This is a genomic window from Meiothermus sp. (assembly GCF_025056915.1).
Lineage (GTDB): Bacteria > Deinococcota > Deinococci > Deinococcales > Thermaceae > Meiothermus.
The window spans coordinates 116,994-136,009 of the sequence record NZ_JANWVH010000001.1; the positions used below are offsets into that span (position 1 = coordinate 116,994).

Here is a 19,016-nt window from a genome sequence, read left to right on the forward strand (position 1 = left end):
CTTGACTGACGTAGCATGACGCATATGACGGTCAGCCGCTATTACGATGTCAAGCGAGATGAGCGAGGCAAGCGCTATCTGGAGCCATTCGTCCAGGGTTCATTGCTGTTGGGGCTCCCTCTTTTGAACAAGGGAACCGCATTTACCCACGAGGAGCGCAAAGCCCTGAAGCTCGAGGGCCTCCTCCCCCCGCATGTGACCACCCTCGAGGAGCAAAAGCAACGCAACTACCGGCGCTACCGCCTGATTGAGAACGATCTGGAAAAGCACATCTTTCTGCGCAACCTGCAAGACCGCAACGAGGTGCTCTTTTTTGCCCTCTTTGTCGATCACATGAGCGAGATGCTGCCCATCCTCTACACCCCCACGGTGGGGGAGGCGGTCAAGCAGTTCTCCCACATCTACCGTTTTCCCAGGGGTTTTACGGCCTCTACGGACAACATCCACGAAATTGACGAAGCCCTGGCCAACGTGCCCCTCAACGACGTGCGCCTGGCCGTGGCCACCGACTCCTCGGCCATCCTGGGCATCGGCGACCAGGGCTTTGGCGGTATGGCCATCTCCATCGGCAAGCTGGCTATTTACACCGCCGCCGGTGGGCTGGGCCCGGACAAAGCCCTGCCCGTCGAGCTGGACGTGGGCACCAACCGGGCCGACCTGATCAACGACCCCCTCTATCTGGGGGTGCGCCATCGGCGGCTTTCCGGGGAAGAATACTACGCCTTTATGGACCGTTTTGTGGAAGCCTTCCGCAAGCGCTACCCCAACGCGGTCATACAGTGGGAGGACTTCGGCAAGGATACCGCTTTTACGGTGCTCGAGCGCTACCGCAAGGTGCTCCCTTCCTTCAACGACGACATCCAGGGCACCGGCGCGGTGACCCTGGCCGGGGTCTTGTCGGCTTGCCGGATTAAGGGCCAGAACCTCTCCGACCAACGCATCGTGGTCTATGGGGCCGGGGCGGGGGGGGTAGGGGTTGCCCAGGCCATTCTGGATGGCTTGATGCGGGAGGGCCTCGGTGAGCAGGAGGCCCTGGAGCGTCTTTTTGTACTCGACTCCAAGGGTCTGCTGCTCAGCAACCGCAGCATGGAAGACTACAAGAAAAAATTTGCCAAGGACCCGGCCCTGGTTCAGGATTGGCAGTTTACCGGTGAGGCCCCCAACCTGTACGAAACCATCGTAAATGTGGGGGCCACCGTTTTGTTGGGCCTGTCGGGGCAGCCGGGTTCGTTTACCGCTCCCATCGTGCAGGCGGTGCAGGCCCACACCGAGCGGCCCATCATCTTTCCGCTGTCCAACCCCACCAGTTCGTCGGAAGCCATTCCGGAAGACATCCTGCGCTGGACCCAGGGCAGGGCCCTGGTGGCGGCAGGCAGCCCTTTCGCGCCGGTGGAGTTGAATGGCCAGACCTATCCCATCGGGCAGGGCAACAATGCCTTTGTATTTCCGGGCCTGGGTTTTGGCACGGTGCTCTCCAAGGCGCGGGTAGTCTCGGATGCGATGGTGCTGGAAGCGGCCTATGCCCTCTACGACTACACCAGCAAACACCACCCCGACCGGGTATATCCGCCGACCTCGGAGTTGCGCGAGGTGAGCCAGTACGTGGCCTCGAGGGTGATTCGCCAGGCCATTCGAGAAGGCCTGGCCCGCGAGGAGCGACTGGCGGGGTTGAACATGGAGGCCATTCAGGCCTATGTGGCCGAGCGGTTCTGGCAGCCCAGGTATCTGCCGTACAAGCTGGCCAGGAACGACGAATAGCCCATTGCGGAACTGCCTTTCCTCCCTTCACCACCCCGGCTCTTCTTGTTGCCCAACCCAGGTCAGAGCCCCGGCAACACTCCGACCGGGCGCCCTCTTTCGCGGAAGATGAATAGGGCCTGTCCCCCCATGGAGGGTTTTCCTGTTCGTGCTGTACAGCAATCGTTTGAACGCCGGCGGTCATCCGCATAGATTTTCGTATACTGTGAATGTCAAGGGCATTTAGCCCATTTTGTATATGGATAAAAAAGACCGCCCTGTGTACATCATTTCGGTTGCGGCCGAACTGGTGGATATGCACCCCCAGACCCTGCGCCTGTACGAACGCAAAGGCCTCATCCGGCCCAAGCGCTCGGGGGGCAAGACCCGCTTGTATTCCGAACGGGATGTCGAGAAACTGCGGGAAATTCGCCGACTGACCCAGGAACTCGGGGTCAACCTGGCCGGGGTGGAGGAGATCATGAAGCTGCGCGACGAGCTTTGGTCGCTCGAGCAGCGCTTTCGGGAGGAAGCCGAACGCCTCAAGGCAGAGCTGGGCGAAAAACTCGAGGCCCTCAAAACACCCCCTGCCCTGCCCGCCCCCGGCGAGAGCAAAAAGACCATCAGCGAGAAGGAGCGCCCGGTCTACATAATCTCGGTGGCTGCCGAGCTGGTCGGTATGCACCCCCAGACCCTGCGCCTGTACGAGCGGGAGGGCCTGGTCGCCCCCAGCCGCACCTCCGGCAAGACCCGCCTTTACTCCGAGCGCGACGTGGAAAAGCTGAGGGAGATTCGCCGCCTGACCCAGGAGTTGGGCGTGAACCTGGCCGGAGTCGAGGAGATTATCCGCCTGCGCGACGAACTCGACATCCAGCAAAACCGGCTCGAGTCCGAAATTGCCCGCCTGCGCCTGGCCCTTTTGCGCGAACTGACGCCAGAAAAAAGCGAGCCGCAAAAGAAAGCGAAAACCACAGCAGGGTAGCCGACAGCGCAGAGCCGAAGGCCGAAAGCTACACCCACTTTGCTCAAGCATTTCGTACGTACGGGGGCTGGCAACGTAACTGCAAGGTCGTAAAGATACCCACCCACGCTCACAGATTCCAAAGTGTGATAGCCCTCGAGCCTACGACGAGTTGGGGAGGGTATCAGGCAAAGTGCTCAATCTGCTGGTTGCGTGGAGGGCCAGGCCAGCCAACCCACCTGGCCGAAAATCAGTGTGGTTTAGGCTTGCACCAACAAACATCGCGGTAGGGCGGGTGCTGGAGACCCACCCCAACCCCCGACCACCCACTGTCAACTTGTCCTGAACGTTGCTTGCGCGCCCAAAGCGGGCATGACCGGGCCTAGCGCAGCTTCAGGGGTAGCCTGAGCGCATAGGCCAGGGCCACAAATACGGCCAGACCTGCCAGACCGCCCAGCGTGAGGGGCCACAGGTTCTGCCAGAAAAGGGCCGGAATGCCAAACTGCACGGCCACTGCGTAGGCCACCCCACCGGCGGGTGCGGCGGCCAGCAAAGCCTTTCCCACCATCCATCCGACCTCGGCGAGGGTGGCCATCTGAAAGGCTTGCAAGCGCCGGGCATACACCGTCAGGCCCAGCCAGCCTGCAATGGCTGTGGCCAGGTTCAGCACAAACAGCCCCTGTTCGCGCAGCAGCCAGTAGCCAAAGGTGTTCAGCAGCGCCACCATCACCGTTACGCTGACCGCCTGGCCCACCTGCCCCACTGCGTAGAAGCCCCGCAGCATCAGCTGATTCAAACCCCAGGGTAGCAGGGCCAGGCCCAGGGCCATCACGGTCTGGGTGGTGAAGGCCCGGTTGGCCTCGGAGAAGTTGGCCGTAAAGGCGTAGAGGGCCCCCACCATCCAGGGGGCCAGCGCCACCATCAGGGCGGCCACAAAGGCCAGGGGCACCGCCAGCCGGGCCATCATGCGACGAAGCAGCTCGCGGGCGGCCTCGAGGTTGCCGTTGCCGGCCAGCGCAGAGAGCCGGGGAAAGGCGGCCATGGCCGGTGAAACCGCCAGCAGGCCCAGCGCGGTGGTAAAGATGAGTTCGCCGTTCTGAAAGCCGGTGACCGCCGCCGGGGGGTAGGCGGCCAGAATGCTCAAAAGAACCAGGTTCAAAAACTGTCGCACCGAGGTGGTGAAGGCAAAGGGCCCGATGCGCGCGAGGGCTCTGCGAAAGGCCGGGTGCCACCTGAACTCGAGGCCATACCCCTTTAGCGCGGGCAGCTGCACCAGGGCTTGCAAAGCGCCCCCCAGCGTGACCGAGAGGCCCAGGGCCACCACACTGTCGGGAAAGAGCAGCATCAGCCCAATGGAACCCAGATTGAAGGCGGTGGGGCTGAAACTGGTCAGGCCAAAGCGCTCGCCCGACTGGAGCATGGAGGAAAAGAGCGAGGCCATCGAGATGGAGAGCAAAAAAGGCATGACCAGGCGAATCAAGAGCACCAGTTGCTCGAAGACCGCCGGGTCGCGCAGGGGGCTGGCTTTGGTCAGCGAAAGTTCGGAGAGCCAGAGCAGGGCGCTGGCAATCTGGGGCGCAAACACCAGGCCCAGGCCCAGGATGACCAGATTGACTCCCAGCAAAAAGGCCCCGAAGCGGCGGGCGAAGCGCTGGGCTTCCTCGGCGGGCAGGCTGGTGAGCACCGGGATCAGCGCGTTTTGGATGGCCCCCTCGGCCAGCAGCTCGCGCAGCAGGTTGGGAATGCGGTAGGCCACCCAGAAGGCGTCCTTGAGCGTATCGGGCAGGGGAAGGTTGGTCAGAATGGTCTGGCGTACCTGGCCCAGCAGGCGGCTGGACAGGGTGCCGGCCATGACCAGGAATGTGTTGCGGACGATGCGGGACATGATGAGGGTGGGGTTCAGCCAACCGAATGCTCAAAGCGAACTGCTGTGAAGCCTAAGGCCGAAAGCCGGCCAGAAAAAGGATACCCCGTCACCTAAGCCTTGCAACTAAGCGATTGCCTTTCAATCCTTCCAGCGCACCCGGCTGCCCGCCGGCGACTTTTCCACCAACAAGCGTGCGGGCAGGCGTTCGGCCAGGGCCTCGACGTGGGTCACCACGCCCACCAAGCGGCCCTGGGTGGGCAGGGCCTCCAGCACCCCGGCCACCTGCTCGAGGGTCTCGGCATCCAGAGTTCCGAAGCCTTCATCCAGGAAAAGCGCCCCAATGCGGCCCCGCGAGAGATGCTCGGAGAGCGAGAGGGCCAGCGAGAGGCTGGCCATAAAGCTCTCGCCGCCCGAGAGGGTTCGCACCGGGCGCAGGGCCTCAGTCCAGCGGTCGAGCACCCGGTACTCGCCCTCCTCGAGGCGCAGGCTGTAGCGGTTTTGCGAGAGCGACTGAATCAGCTCCGAGGCCCGGCGGAGCAGACCGGACTGGTAGCGCTCGAGCAAGAAGTCCTGGAAGCGGTCGCCTTTGAGGTCCTGGGCTAGTTGTTCCCAGAGGTCGGTTTGTTTATCCAGCTCGGCTTTTGCCTTCTGAGCCTGGCGTTTTCGGGCCAGCTGGTCTTGTAGCCGCTCCAGATCGGACTTCTTGCCGCCCAGCCGCTCTCTGGTCTCGGCCAGCGAGGCTTTGAGTCCGGCCACGTGGTTTTTATGTTCCGATACCTGGGCAGGCGTAACCGGCGCCTGACCACTCAGGGCTTGCTCGAGTGCGCGCAAGGCCCTGTCAATTTCAACCCCTTCGTGCTCGTGATCCTTGAGCTTTTTTCGCAGCGCCTCCATTTCAGGGGGGCTCAGACGGGCCTTTTGCACCGCCTCCGGCCCCGCGAATCCTGCCTCTTCCAGCAGAGCCTGCACGCTCCGTTCCTGCCCGTTTAGGTTGGCCTGCAAAACCTGCACAATTTCCGCTTGACTCGAGACCTTACCCTTTAGGTCGCTTTGCTGGCTTTCCATTTCGGCCACCTTCTGGGCAAGGCCGCGAGCGGACTCGAGTGCTTGCCGAAGTGCCTCCACATAAACCGCAACCTCGCGATTATCCGTGATGGCACGAATTTCTTCGGCTAGCTTTGCCAGGCGCTGCGTGCGCTCCTCTTTGACCTGCTCGAGCGTACCCAGACCGGCTGCCTGGGCCTGCAAGTCGGCAAGTTCGGTGTCGGCTTCTTGTGATTCATTTTGGAGCGATTGTAGCTGTTCTTGCAGTCTGGGCAGGCGTTGCTGCAGATCCTCAAGGCGCCTTTGCTTGGCCTTGAACTCGGCCCGCAGTTCGGTCAGTGTGGCCTCCAGCCGCTCGACCTGGGCTTGAAGAGCCTGCAGGTTGGCCTGCGCTTTGGGAGGGGGTAGGGTCTTTACCGGGTGCCCGCAAAGCGGGCAGGGCTCGCCCACCTGGAGATGGGCATGGTACTGAGCAACCCCCTGGTGCAGCTTTTCACGCTCGAGGGTCTGTTTGGCTTCCTCCAGCCTGGCTTTGTCCTTCTGGCCGGTTTCCTTAAGGGTCTGGATTTCCGCCTGCAATGCCTCGATGGAAGCCTGTTCCTTTTGCAGCTCCTGGATGCCATTTTGCAGGCGCTCCCTGGCTCGCGCTGCTTTGGTACGGGCTTTCTCCAGCTCGCCAAATAAGCGTTCGGCATCGCGCAGGGCCTCCAGGCGTTCTTCCTCAAAGGGGAGTGGGCGTTCGTGGTAGAGACGTAAGCTGCCGCCATAACGCTTCAGGCTGGCTTCCTTGGCCTTGAGCAGCGGAATCTGGTGTTGCTTTTGCTCGAGCGTCGCCAACTCTTCGGGGCGGTGCTCGGCGCGAAAGCGCTGGAGCTCGGCCTCGAGCGCCTCCAGGGCCGACTGGTCGCGCCTTAGGGCGTTCTCCTTTTGTCGAAGTTGGTTCTGGGCGGCCTGGAGAGCTTCTAACTGCGGCCAGATGCGCTCGGCCTTTTCGGCCCGCAGGAGTTTGTTGGCAATTTCGGTCATACGCGCCTGGTCGCTTTGCCAGGTGGTGTGACGGCGGCGCAGGGCCTCGAGTTCGGCAAACAGCTTCTGGCGTTCCTCCAGGGTACGCAGGGTTTGTTCGGCACTCTGAAGCTGGCTACCCAGGTCGCGCTCGCTGCGCTCGAGGCCCTCGATTTCCTGCCGGATGGCCGAAACCCGCTCCTCCTCGGCCTCTGCCAGCGCATCGAGTTCGCCTTGCAGGCGGGCCCGTTCCTCGCCCAGGGTTTTGAGCCGGGCCGCTACCCGCTCCCGCATGGCCTTGAGCGATTCCAGGCCGTATAGCTTGATCAGGGTCTCGCGGCGCTCCCTGGGCGAGCCGCGCAAAAACAGGTCGAACTGGCCCTGCGGCAGCAGGATGGCCCGGGTAAAGGTCTCGTAGTCCATGCCCAGGATTTCGGCCAGCTTGGCGTCGAGCTCCCGAACCTTTTCGGAGGCGGGGTGGGTTTTCCAGCCGCTCTGTGTGCAAGCCTCGAGGCGGTTCTGGTTCTCCTTGCCCACCACCCGCACCACCCGCCAGGTCTGCTCCCCCACCCGAAAGGTAAGCTCCACCCTGGCTGAGTCGGCCTGGGGGTGCTTCAAATCCCCCAGGCCGGTGGAACCGATGCGCGGAGTGGCTTTGTAGAGGGCGTAGGTCATGGCGTCGAGCAGGGTGCTCTTGCCCGAACCTGTCTGGCCGGTGATGGCGAAGAGCTCCACATCGTCGAAGCTGATTTCTTGTGGCTCGGCGTAGGCGCCAAAGCCTTCGAGGCGCAGTTTGAGGGGTCTCATAGGAAGGTCGGGTAGAAAGGAGGCTTTTGAGGATTAGTGGTCGCCGGTTGCGTGAACCTCTTCGTAGACCTGCCGGAAAGCCGCCAGCAGCTCGGGGCTGGCCTCCTGGCGGTACTGGGCGTAGGCCTCGAGCCAGTCCAGGTTTTCCACCGCTACGCTGGCCTGGCTGGCCTCTTCGGCTTCGCTGTGAAACTCGACCTCGAGCAAATCCGGTAGCTCCTTGAACAGGCGTTCGCGCAGGGCCGGGTTGCCCTGGCCTTCAATCACCACCTTGCTGTAGCCTGCGAAGTCCCGGATTTCGTTCCAGCGCCGGTCGAGCGAGTCCCGGCTGACCCGGAAGGTCTTGAGGGGTTTGCCCCAGCGCTCGTCTACCTTGTGTACCCTGGGGGGTTGCCCCGGCTCGACCTCCACAATGAGCGAACCCCGGTCGGCATTCTCGTTTTCGCCGAAGTCGAGCTGGATGAGCGAGCCCGCATACCAGGCCTGGGGGGCCTCGCTCACCTGCTGCTGGCGGTGCAGGTGCCCCAGGGCCACGTAGCTCAGGTGGAGGGGAAAGTGCGCCTTGGGCACCGCATAGCTGTTGGTGGTGTAGAAGGTGAACTCGCCCCCGCCCAGCCGGGCGCCTTCTACGGTCAGGTGGCCCATGAACAGGTTAATTTCGGCATCGCAGCCCTGCGCCAGATGGGCAATCACCTGGCGCATGCCCTCGGCATAGATGCCTTTCCACTCTGCGGTGTTGCCGCTCAAAAGATGATGCGCCTTGATCAGGCGGCGTTCCGAGAGGAAAGGAAGCAGGGCCACCCTGGCCCCGCGATAGGAGGCCACCCCACCCTCCTCCACAAACCGCAGGTGGCCGCGCACCGTGGCCCCGGTCAGGGAGAGCAAAGGAGCCAGGGCCTCGAGGCGCTCGCGGCTGTCGTGGTTGCCCGCGATGACCAGAGCCGGAACGTTGCGCTCCCGCAAACCCACAAAAAACTCGAAGGCCGCGGCCTCGGCCTCGGTGGAGACCACACTTCGGTCAAAAAGGTCACCTGCGACCAGAACCAAATCTATCCGCTCCGAGCGGACTAAACCCAGCAAGGCCTGCAGGGCCTCTTGTATCTCCGGGGTTCGGTCGCGCCCTTTAAGCACCTTGCCCAGGTGCCAGTCTGCTGTATGCAGAATGCGCATGGGCCGATTATACTTTTCCCCGCCTGTTTTGGGTATTTCTTGCCGGGCCGGTTGGAGGCTTGGCGGACACTCCGCTCACCAGGGCGCTCCCTGGGTCCGCATGAGCTGCTGTGAACGACTCCGGCAACGGCGCAAGGGGCAAAAAGTCAGGTCACTCTGCGCTAAAAAATCATGCCAACTTTCAAGGACACACGTGGTTAGCCGTAGGTAGTGGGTCTTTGGCACCACCTACTACTGTGTCGCATAAAAGCCCATACGACCACACTGCACGGTGAGCAAATCAAGCCCGTCAACGCCTGGACTCGCTCTGTCCCTCCCCAACTCTCCGCAGGCTTGAGGGCTATCACTCTTTGGAGTCTGTGCGCGTGTATGCGTATCTTTACGGCTGTGTAATGGCAACTCTCAGACCCCATTGTTTTGTCTCCGGTCTGCGCCGTACTCGAGCAACGGTGGTACCAGACGTGCGATAATCTGCTTCCGTGCGCACGTGGGAACGTGGGGCGGTCGGGTATCCGGTTGCCCGCTGGATTTGACAGGCGATTTTTGACTGAAATCTTGGGCTTTTGGCTACGCCGCTTTGCGCGGCTTCAGGCCACCGCCATCGGCTTTTCGGCTGGTGTTTCGGCCAGGGCGGCCTTGGTGCTGGCAATCGCCACCTCAATCATGTCGTCGGTGGGCTCGCGCACGGTGAGCATCTGGAACTTGAAGCCAATCCAGCGGAACAGGCGGGAGATGGGGTCGTGGTGGGCTGCCGAGTAGCGCAGCACCTCAAACGAGAGGGCGGCAACCACCGGAATCATCAGCAAGCGCGGGATAATCCAGTACCAGGCCACCGTAAGGGGCGGGAAAAAGCTGTACACAAACACCCCCACCACCGCGGTAAAAGCGATGAAGCTGGTGCCGCAGCGGGGGTGGTAGGCGGGCTGGGCCCGCACGTTTTCAATGGTCAGCTCGAGGCCCTTCTCGTGGGCCGCGATGGCCTTGTGCTCGGCCCCGTGGTACATAAAGAAGCGTTGCATGTCCTTCATGCGGCCAATGAAAATCAGGTAGCCAATCAGGATGGCGGTCTCGAACAAACCCGCCAGCACGTAAAACAAAAAACGGAACCGCTCCTCGTCAACCAGCAGGCCCGCCAGCCGGGCCGGTAGCCAGACAAAGAGCGCCAGCCCAATCACCAGCGAGACGGCCAGGGTGCCGTACATGGCCGCCCCGGAAATCTTCTCGTCCTCTTCGCCGGCCAGCTCGCCGCTCCGCGAGAGCGATTTGTAGGAGATGCTCAGGGCATCCCACAAAGCCACCACCCCCCGGATCAGGGGCAGCCGGGCCCAGGGGTATTTTTTGGTCAGGGCGACCTCCTCGTGCCGCTCCACATGAATCTGGCCGTTCGGCAACCGGACGGCCAGCGCCCAGGCATCGGCGGCCTTCATCATGACGCCCTCGAGGGCTGCACTGCCCCCCAACGCCGCCTGACTCAGAAAAAACCCCAGTTTGCGAATAAGTGGTACGCCCAGCATCAGCGCCTTCATCCGGTTCATCTTAGCCGATTGTTGCGACCGCAACACAGAGGCACATGAGAACTTGCCGCAAAACCGGGCTCGAGGCGTTGGTATGGCTTCACCGTGGTGTATGGGCTCGAGGGGGTCTTCTACCAAACCCAATCCACGACTGACTCAACGGTCAGTTTATCCCCGCCATTATGATATAGTTCGCTCATCATGGAACTGACACTCAAGTCTGCACGGCGTTTCATAGACGAGATTCCCGCACCTCTGGCAGTGGTGGGGGTGTGGGGGGGTGAGTTGAGTGAGGAAGGGCAAAAACTAGACGGCAAGCACCGCAAAGCCCTCACCCACACCATGCATGAGCTCCATTTCAAAGGGGAGTTCGGCGAGACCCTGCTCATTCCACTGGCTACCCGGCGCTCCGAGGAGGAAGGCCCCGGTTTCGCATTGCTGTTTGGCCTGGGCAAAAAACGCGGGGTCAGTCTGGAAACCGTGCGTCGGGCCGGTGCCCGGCTGGTGCAGGAAATTGCCCGCCTGGGCTTCAAGGAAGCCGTGACCGAAACCTTCCTCGCGGAAAAATTTGGCAAGCAGGAGGCCAGCTACGCCCTGGCCGAAGGGGCTTTGCTGGGGAGCTATTCCTGGAACAAATACAAGACCAGTAGCCCCACCAGCAAGCGCGGCGAAAAACTGCGACTCTGGCTGGCCCGCGCCTCGGGGCCCGCCGTGGATCGGGCGGAGATGGTGGCCGAGGCCGTCAACTATGCCCGCGACCTGGTCAACGAGCCGCCCAACATCCTGACCCCGGCAGAGCTGGCCCGACGAGCCGCCGAGATGGCCCAGGAGCTTGGGCTGGGCGTGGAGATCTGGGACGAGCGTCAAATTCAGCAGGCCGGAATGGGGGCTTTTTACGGGGTGGCCCAGGGTTCGGCCAACCCGCCGCGTTTTATCCAGCTGACCTACAAACCCCAGACGCCCGCCTCGCGCGTGATTGCCCTGGTGGGTAAAGGGCTAACGTTCGATACCGGCGGCTACTCGCTCAAGCCTTCCGAGAGCCAGATCACCATGAAGTCCGATATGGCCGGGGCGGCGGCGGTGTTGGGGGCCATGCGGGCCGTTGCCCGGCTACAGCCTCAGGTAGAGGTGCGCGCCTACATAGCCGCCGCCGAGAATATGATTTCGGGCACGGCCTACCGGGTCTCGGATGTGCTCACCAGCCTGTCGGGCAAAACCATCGAAATCCTGAATACCGATGCGGAGGGACGCCTGACCCTGGCCGATGCCATCACCTACGCCGACCGGCAGGGGGCCGAGGCCATTGTGGAGCTATCCACCCTGACCGGGGCCTGCGTGGTTGCTCTGGGCGAGAAGGTGGCCGGACTCTTTGCGAACGATGCCCGCTGGGGTCGCGAGGTGCAGGAGGCAGCCGAGCGAGCCGGCGAGAAAGTCTGGCCCTTGCCCATGGAGGAGGAGTACCTCGAGGCCCTCAAGTCCACCACCGCCGACCTGAAAAACACCCATGGGCGCAGCCGCGCCGGTGGGGCCATCACCGCCGCGCTGTTCCTGGGCGAGTTTACCGAAAAACCGCTGGTTCACCTCGACATTGCCGGCCCGGCCTACACCGAAAAAAGCCATGCCCTCGGCCCGGCGGGGGGCACCGGCTTTGGGGTTCGGACGCTGGTCGAGCTTCTGGGGGTCTAGCGCCCGCCCCCTTGCAGCAAGGGCTGTCCCTGCTTCTGCTATCGGGGCTTAAACTTTCCCAACTGTCAGGAGCGGAAAAGCAGGGGTTTGGGGGGTAGAAGACCGGTGGTGGATGCCTCCGACGACCCACACCCGCCGTGCATCCTTGAAAGTTGCCGGTTCAATCGCGGTGCGCTGCGGGTACGGCCCCGGCTTTAGGCACTCTGTTCCCATACCCACTCACCTGCGCTGGTTTTGAGGAGGCTTCTAGGCTCTTTGTTGAAGCTGTGCTGCAATGCGTGCTGAAGCATTGGAGGCCCCGAAGCCGTCGTAATTGCGCCTTTGCACCACCTCGAAGAAAAATAGATCGGCGAAGGTTTTGGTGTAGGCCTGAAAAAACTCGCCTTGCTCGGTTTGCTCGTAGAGAATGCTGTACTGCTTCAAGGCCCGCAACAGTTCTTCCTCGAGGCCGTAGCGGGCCTCGAGGTCGAGGTAGTAGGTCTGAGGGATGGGCAGCATCTCGACCCCGGCCTGTTTGAACGCAGCCAGCGTAGCAAAGATGTCCTGCGTTTCCAGCGCAATGTGTTGCACCCCACCGCCGTAGTAGGCGTTCAGAAAACGCGAGGCGAGGGTCTCGGTATGTTGTGAGGCGTTCAGCACCAAACGTAAAGTTCGCTCCGGGTTTTGCATGGCCTGGCTCTCGATGAGGCCCTTGGGGTCGGGGATTTCGGTCAGGTCGCTGGCCTCCAGCCCCAGCACGCTGCGGTAGAAGAGCCGCCAGGTGAGCAGTTTGGCCGGAGGCATGACCTGGGCAATGTGATCGATTCGGCCAAGAAGGGGATGGGTGGGCGCTGAGGCAACAGGTGTTAAGCCCTCCAGCCAGGTATTTCCCGGCTCCATCAGGTACAAAAGGCTCCCCTCGAGCCCCTCGAGTGCCGGCAGCGGCCAGTCGGAGGGCTCGAGCACGGGCAAGCGGTAGGCCTGGGCCCGCTCCAGGGTCTGGGGCAGGCTGCTCACCTCGAGGCCGAGGGCGCAAACCGTAGCCCCGTGCAGCAGTTGATAGTTGTGCGCGAAGCCCTCCGGGTCGGAGTTCACCACGAACCGAATCTGGCCTTGCTGCCAGAGGTGAATCTGACGATTGGGGTGATGGTGCGTGCAGACAAAGCCCAGCCGGGCCAGCAGGTCTTCCAGTTGAGCCGCTTCGCCCTCGTTTACGGCAAACTCCACAAAGCCCACCCCCAGGCTTTGGGGTACCGGGGGCAGGTTTTCGGGATGAGCCAGCTCGTGCAGGTAAATGAGCGAGCGGTGGGCGTCCTGGGCCACCTCATGGGGTGGTGCTGCGCGAAACTGGTCGTTGAAGACCTCGAGCGAGATGAATCCCTCGTAGCGGGCCTCGCCAAGGGCCTGCATGAACGCTGTGAGGGGAAGCTGGCCCTGTCCGGGCAGGCTGCGAAAATGCCGGCTCCAGGGTAGCAAACCCATCTCGAGTCGGGGCGCGTCGGCGACCTGCACCAGAAAAATCTTTTCTGGAGGAATGCGTGGAATCGCCGACAGGGGAAGGCCCTGGGCCAGAATATGGAAACTATCCAGAATGGTGCCCACAGCCGGGTGGTTCGCACGCCGTACCACCTCCCAGGCATCGCGGTAGTCCTGGATATGTTTACCCCAGGCCAGCGCCTCAAAGCCCACCCGCATACCCCTTTGCCGTGCGCGTTCGCCCAGCTCATACAGGTCCTCTGCGGCCCGATCAAGGCCGGGCAGTGCCTTGGGCGAGACGTTGGAGCAGACCAGCAACAGGTCGGTGCCCAAAGCCTCCATCAGGTCGAACTTGCGCTCGGCTCGCTCGAAGGCCCGACTGCGCTCGGGCTCGGGCAGGCCCTCGAAGTCCCGGAAGGGCTGGAGCGCAACCAACCTGAGCCCCAGCTCGCGGATGAACGCCCCTACCTCGCTGGGCAGGCCCTCGAAGGTAAGCAGGTCCTGCTCGAATAGCTCCACCCCCTCGAAACCGGCCTGGGCGATGGCGCGGAGCTTGCTTTTCAGATCTCCGCTGAGCGAAACGGTCGCAATGGAGGTTCGGTACATGTCCTTTCTCTCAGATTTTGCGTGAGGGGGTTGCTGTGCCTGCCTCTCAGCCCCACACCAAGACCGCTTTGGGCTGGGCCAGCCGACCGTCTATAAGCTCGGCAAAGGTCTCGCGGTAGGCGCTGAACGGGCGCACCACCGCCAGGCCTTCGGGCAGCTGGGGTACCAGCTCCACCGCGCGGGTGAAGTCGTCGTGGGTGAAGACGTAGGCCCCTTTGAGCCCGATCTCCTGCAAGACCACCCGCTGCAAGGGCAGGGGGGCCAGGGTGGCCTCGAGGCCCACCAGCACCACCTTTCCCCCCGGCTGGACCAAATCCACCGAAAGGGCCACGGTCTTCTCGCTCCCAACGCAGTCCAGCACCCCCTCGTACCCCGCTTGCGGGGCCTCGACCACCCTGGCGATAAACTCCAGCCCCTCCAGCCACGCCCGCCGCAAAGGGTTGCGCTCGGCCACCTCTACTCGAGCCCCGGCCCGGTGCAGCAGCCAGGCCGCCAGGGTGCCAATGGCCCCTCCGCCCAGCACCAGCACCCGCCGCCCCAGCGCCGCACCGGCCAGCTCCACCGCCCGCAGGGCCACCGCCAGCGGCTCACACAGGGCGCCTTTCCAGGGAGAGAGGCCCTCGGGCAGGGGATAAAGCTGCTCCACAGGCAGCCGAATCTGCTGGGCAAAACCCCCCCGGTAGTGAAAGCCCACGTTGGTGCGTTCCGGGCAGAGGTTGGAAAGCCCCCGCCGGCAGGAATCGCAGCGCCCACAGGCCACCAGCGGATTGACCGCCACCTTGCGCCCCACCCAATCCGGCGGGCCTTCCAGCACGGTCGCCGCAATCTCGTGCCCCAACACCAAAGGTGGCCGCCAGCGGGCCCGCATGGCCGGACTGCCCTTGTACACGCTCAAATCGCTTCCGCAAACCCCACAGGCCTCCACCCGCAAGAGCACCCCGCCCTCCGCAGGGGGGGGAAGCTCTTGCAACGAGAGCCGCTCGAAATCCTCCAGCACCACTGCTTGCATCCGTTCTCCTTCAGGGCCCCGCGAGAGCAGGTCGAGGAATTGCTCGGGGTGTTCGGGCTTTGTTCCCGCAGGGCCCAATCATCCCTAAGCCCGCTCCTCGGCTGGCAGGCGCAGCCAGGCCCACCAGCCCCGCCGCAGACCCAGCACCGCCACCACCATCGCCACGTTCAGGAAGGCCAGCACCAGGGCCAGGGGCCGCTCGAAGAAGCTCAGCAGGTTCCAGTGGGTCTTGATCATGCTCACCATGAAGTGCTGCTCGAGCAGCGGCCCCAGCACCATTCCCAGCACCACCAGTCCCAGAGGAAAGCCGCCCTGCCGCAGCATGAAGCCCAGCCCGCCCAAAACCGCCAGCAGAAGGAGGTCGAAGGGGTTGTTGTTGACCGCGTAGGCCCCCACCACACACAGCCCCAGCACCGCGCCCATCAGCACCCGCATGGGAATCTTGAGCAGGGTGTTCACCACCAGGGCGCTCAGGTAGCCGCCCAGCGGCATCAGAATGGCACTTACCAGGAAGAAGGCCAGGTAGATCTGGACGACCAGGCTTCCGTGTTTGTTGAAAAGCTCGGGGCCGGGGGTGATGCCCAGGGCCAGAAACATCCCCAGCAAAATGGCGGTCAGGGTGTCGCCCGGAAGCCCCAGGGCCATGGCCGGAATCCAGGCCCCGGCCACCGCGGCGTTGTTGGCGGTGGTGCCGTCCAGGGCCACCTGCTCCGGGCGGCCCTGGCGCATGCGGCGCAGGTTGCTCGAGACCCAGGCCGCAATATCCGAACCGGCCCCCGGCAGAAAGCCCACAAATGTGCCCAGCAGCGAGGAACGCAGCAGGGAGTAGCGCTCCTTCCAGCAGAAGCGGTTGGCCTCGAGGAAATAATCCCGGAAGACCGAGGCCAGCTTTAGGCTGGCTGCGCTGGGGCTGGGTTGGCGGCTCCCATACAGCAGGTGGTGGAGCACCTCGCTCACCCCGAAAAAAGCAATCAGGGCAACGATGAAGTCGAGGCCCCCCAGCAGGCTCGGCTGGCCGAAGGTGAAGCGGGGGTTGCCCAGGGCGGGGTCGTAGCCGATGGTGGCCAGAAGCATGCCCAGGCCAAAGGCAATGGCCCCCTTGAGCACCCTGGGCACCGCCAGGATGCCGCTCAAAATACCCAAAAGCACCAGCCAGAAGTACTCGAAGGAGGAAAACTGCCGGGCCAGCGCCACCAGGCCCAGCGAGCCCACCACTAAAAACCCCAGGCCAATCAGGCTCCCAATGGCCGAAGGAAAGGCCGAGAGGCCCAGGGCAAAGGCCGGGGAACGTTTCTGGGCCACCTCGTGCAGTTCCTCGGTGTAGGCCGCCGAGGCCGGGGTGCCGGGCATGCGCACCAGCACCGAGCCGATGTCCCCGGCAAAGATGGCCGTCGCGGTGATGCCGATCAGGGCCGCCAGGGCCACCTGGGGCCCCAGGAAGAGCAAAACCGGAATGGCCAGGCTGATGGCCAGGGTTGCGGTGAGGCCGGGGATGGCCCCAAAGATGGCCCCGTACAGCGAGCCCAGCAGCAGGGCCAGCAGGGCTTCCGGGCTTAGAAAGCTCACCCCTGCACCCCCAGAAAGCGCTGGAAGACCAGATAGACCAGAAGGGCCACTGCCCCGCCCGTAAGCAGGGCCCCCGCCGGACGCACCCCCAGCAAAAGGGCCCCCGCCAGGGCGTACAGGCCGGCGGTTGGGGCCAGCTTAATCTGCCCCAAAAGCCAGGGGGCCAGGGCCAGGCCCAAAATCACCAGCAGCACCCGGCCCTCCCCCCCTTCGAGCCCACCCTTGCTGCCCCGCTCCTGCCACAAAAGCCCCAGCCCGCTCGCCACCAACACCACGCCCAGGATGCTTGGGAAAAGGGCCGGGCCCGGGTAGCCCCCTTCCATCTGCGGCAGGCTTCGACTCAGATAGAGGGCCAGCATGCCCAGGGCCAGGGCCACGAGGGCCACTGCCCGTTCCCAAAACCGTTCTGCGGGCACCCCAAACCCCTCAGAACTTGAGCTCGAGCTCCTGCACGATCTGCTGCATGGCCCGGGTGCGCTCCTGCAGGAAGGCCAGGCTGGTCTTGCGGTCGAGGTGGTTAATGACCAGGTTGGCGTTGTTCATGAAGCGCACGAACTCGGGATCCTGCACCGCCTTGGCGAAGGCTTTGTCCAGCACATCCACCACCGAGGGCAGGGTGTACTTGGGCGCAGCGGCCATCAGGAACGAGGCAAAGGTCCAGTCCACCCCCAGCTCTTTCAGGGTGGGCACCTCGGGGAAGCTGGGGAAGCGCTTATCGGTCATGAAAGCCAGGAAGCGGGCCTCGCCCGACCTGACCAGCGCGCTGGCCTCGCCGATGGCGGTAAAGGCCACGTTCACCCCCCCGGCAATCAGCTCCTGGAGGGCGGCAGCCGCGCCCTGCGAGGGCACCCAGGGCAGGGCGTTTTCCTTGGCCCCGATGGTCTTGAGGAAGCCGAGCCGGGCGAAGTCGTAGGAGCCCCACTTGGCGGTGCCGGAGGCTTTGTACTTGCCGGGGTTTTGCTTGATGTCGGCAATCAGCTCCTGTACGGTGCGCCAGGGGGCATCCTTGCGGACCGTGATGGCCACCGGGTTCAGTACCAGAAGCGAGATGGGGGTGAACTGCTCGGCGTCAATCTTGGTCTGGGCCACCCAGGGGGGCAGAATCACCTCCAGGGTGATGATGCCAACGGTGTAGCCGTCGGGCCTTCCCTGGGCGATGGCTCCGTGCCCCACTGCGCCGCCCCCACCGGTGCGGTTGACCACCTGGAAGGGAACCCCCAGGTTCTTCTCCAGAATGGGGGCCAGTGCCCGGGCGGTGAGGTCGGTGGAGCCGCCCGCCGACCAGGGCACAACAACGGTGACCGGGCGCACCGGGTAGCGCTGAGCCAACCCCAGACTGCCCAAAGCCAGAGCAAACACCAACGCAAACTTCCACCAGCGGTTCATGCGTTCCTCCCTCTAAAAGCCTTCGGCAATAATCCTGCGTCGGAGCGCAGGGTTGGTTGTTTTTCACCGAAGTGCGGCCACTATAACCGAGGTATCAAAAAAATGCAACTGGCATCTCAGTAAGATTTGAGTTAGACTCTCCCTGAGGCCTATTCATGACCCTGCACCCTGAACTGGACACCCTTCCCCTGCGCGAGCAGGCCTACTGGCGCATCAAACAGCTCATCCTGGACGAGGAGGTTCCGGCCAACAGCTTCCTCTCTGAGCGCAGCCTGGCCGAGAAGCTGGGTATGAGCAAGACCCCGGTGCGCCTGGCCATTGCCCGGCTCGAGCACGAAGGCTATGTGCGGGTGTCTCCTCAGCAGGGCATCGTGGTTCTGGCCCTCAGCTTCGAGGAAATCCTGGACTACATTGACTTCCGCCTGGCCCTGGAAACCTTTGTGGTCAAAAGCCTGGCCGCAGCCCCCAGCCCGGAGCGGGTGGAGGCGCTCAATGCCCGGCTTGCCGAGCAGGCCCAGGTGGTACACAACCCTGAGAGCACCCGCCAGGCCCTGGTGCGTTCCGATATGGCCTTTCACCGTTTTCTGGCTACCCTGCTGGGCAACCGTCCCATCTTGCAGGCCCTGGAGCGTCAGCAGGAGATGCTCTACCGCATCGCCATGCGCATCTTCCAGAAGCACCCCGACCGGCGCGAGCAGAGCTTTGCCGAGCACCAGGCCCTCTGCCGCCTCATTGCCGAGGGCCGGCAGGCCGAGGCGGTGGCCCTGATCAGCCAGCACATTGTGCGGATTAAGTCGCTGCTTATTGGTTCATAGGCTGGCCTTTGGGCCGAGGACGGGGGCCTGGGCTGGGTGCGGATGTTCGCTAAGCGCACGATGTTCACAAAGCGAACAAGGCGTGATATAATCCCCGCACCATGAACGCCACCGCCTCAACCCTCGAGGCAGACCTGTCTCAAGGCGGCCAGGAAGATTTTTTCGTGGAAGCCTTAGCCCGGGGGCTCGCCGTGATTCGCTGCTTTGACGAGGCCCGCGAGCGGCTCACCATCAGCGAGGTGGCCCGCCTCACCGGCCTCAGCCGGGCCACCGCCCGGCGCTCGCTCCTCACGCTGAGCACCTTAGGCTACGTGGCCACCGACGGCAAGCAGTTCTGGCTGACCCCCAAAATCCTGAGCCTGGGCCACGCCTACCTTTCCTCCACCCC

At 63.4% G+C, this 19,016-nt stretch carries 14 protein-coding genes; 5 read left to right on the forward strand and 9 right to left on the reverse strand.

Features of this window, described 5'->3' with window-relative positions:
* The first annotated feature begins 24 nt into the window (after positions 1-24).
* The gene (locus NZN28_RS00540) at positions 25-1,758 is read left to right on the forward strand and encodes an NAD-dependent malic enzyme (protein WP_295394524.1); all 1,734 of its coding nucleotides are present in this window, start codon (positions 25-27) and stop codon (positions 1,756-1,758) included.
* A gap of 238 nt (positions 1,759-1,996) precedes the next feature.
* Positions 1,997-2,719 (forward strand): helix-turn-helix transcriptional regulator, encoded by a 723-nt coding sequence (locus NZN28_RS00545; RefSeq protein ID WP_295394527.1) that lies wholly within the window; start codon positions 1,997-1,999, stop codon positions 2,717-2,719.
* A gap of 361 nt (positions 2,720-3,080) precedes the next feature.
* On the opposite strand, the gene murJ is transcribed toward NZN28_RS00545, so the two are convergent.
* The 4 genes from murJ to NZN28_RS00565 all read right to left on the reverse strand — a co-directional run bounded on the left by murJ (position 3,081) and on the right by NZN28_RS00565 (position 10,117).
* Entirely contained in the window at positions 3,081-4,583 is a 1,503-nt protein-coding gene (murJ, locus tag NZN28_RS00550) for a murein biosynthesis integral membrane protein MurJ (protein WP_295394529.1), read from the reverse strand.
* A 120-nt stretch (positions 4,584-4,703) separates the two neighbouring features.
* Positions 4,704-7,421 carry an SMC family ATPase gene (locus NZN28_RS00555; protein ID WP_295394531.1) on the reverse strand — a complete coding sequence of 906 codons (2,718 nt, stop codon included), beginning with the start codon at positions 7,419-7,421 and terminating at the stop codon, positions 4,704-4,706.
* A 33-nt stretch (positions 7,422-7,454) separates the two neighbouring features.
* Positions 7,455-8,591 carry an exonuclease SbcCD subunit D gene (locus tag NZN28_RS00560; protein ID WP_295394533.1) on the reverse strand — a complete coding sequence of 379 codons (1,137 nt, stop codon included), beginning with the start codon at positions 8,589-8,591 and terminating at the stop codon, positions 7,455-7,457.
* Between the two features lie 587 nt (positions 8,592-9,178).
* Positions 9,179-10,117 (reverse strand): DUF1385 domain-containing protein, encoded by a 939-nt coding sequence (locus NZN28_RS00565; protein WP_295394535.1) that lies wholly within the window; start codon positions 10,115-10,117, stop codon positions 9,179-9,181.
* Between the two features lie 189 nt (positions 10,118-10,306).
* Here NZN28_RS00565 and NZN28_RS00570 point away from each other — a divergent pair, with 189 nt between their 5' ends.
* Positions 10,307-11,791 carry a leucyl aminopeptidase gene (locus NZN28_RS00570; protein WP_295394537.1) on the forward strand — a complete coding sequence of 495 codons (1,485 nt, stop codon included), beginning with the start codon at positions 10,307-10,309 and terminating at the stop codon, positions 11,789-11,791.
* Between the two features lie 246 nt (positions 11,792-12,037).
* Here NZN28_RS00570 and NZN28_RS00575 read toward each other — a convergent pair whose 3' ends face one another.
* From NZN28_RS00575 to NZN28_RS00595, 5 genes are all read right to left on the reverse strand, one after another.
* Complete coding sequence (locus NZN28_RS00575) at positions 12,038-13,852, reverse strand: bifunctional sugar phosphate isomerase/epimerase/4-hydroxyphenylpyruvate dioxygenase family protein (RefSeq protein ID WP_295394540.1); 1,815 nt, start codon at positions 13,850-13,852, stop codon at positions 12,038-12,040.
* A gap of 46 nt (positions 13,853-13,898) precedes the next feature.
* A complete protein-coding gene (locus NZN28_RS00580) occupies positions 13,899-14,861 on the reverse strand; it encodes an alcohol dehydrogenase catalytic domain-containing protein (RefSeq protein ID WP_295394543.1) in 963 nt (320 codons plus the stop codon).
* An 84-nt stretch (positions 14,862-14,945) separates the two neighbouring features.
* Positions 14,946-16,427, reverse strand: a complete 1,482-nt coding sequence (locus tag NZN28_RS00585) for a tripartite tricarboxylate transporter permease (protein WP_295394544.1) — start codon at positions 16,425-16,427, stop codon at positions 14,946-14,948.
* Entirely contained in the window at positions 16,424-16,843 is a 420-nt protein-coding gene (locus NZN28_RS00590) for a tripartite tricarboxylate transporter TctB family protein (protein WP_295394547.1), read from the reverse strand. The genes NZN28_RS00585 and NZN28_RS00590 overlap by 4 nt, the downstream gene beginning before the upstream one ends.
* Before the next feature lie 10 nt (positions 16,844-16,853).
* On the reverse strand, positions 16,854-17,813 hold the full coding sequence (locus NZN28_RS00595) for a tripartite tricarboxylate transporter substrate binding protein (RefSeq protein ID WP_295394549.1): 960 nt from the start codon (positions 17,811-17,813) through the stop codon (positions 16,854-16,856).
* A 155-nt stretch (positions 17,814-17,968) separates the two neighbouring features.
* Between NZN28_RS00595 and NZN28_RS00600 the strand changes: the two genes are divergently transcribed.
* Positions 17,969-18,628, forward strand: coding sequence for a GntR family transcriptional regulator (locus tag NZN28_RS00600; RefSeq protein WP_295394553.1), 660 nt, complete (start codon positions 17,969-17,971; stop codon positions 18,626-18,628).
* A 101-nt stretch (positions 18,629-18,729) separates the two neighbouring features.
* A partial coding sequence (locus NZN28_RS00605; protein WP_295394556.1) for a helix-turn-helix domain-containing protein occupies positions 18,730-19,016 on the forward strand: 287 nt, incomplete at its 3' end.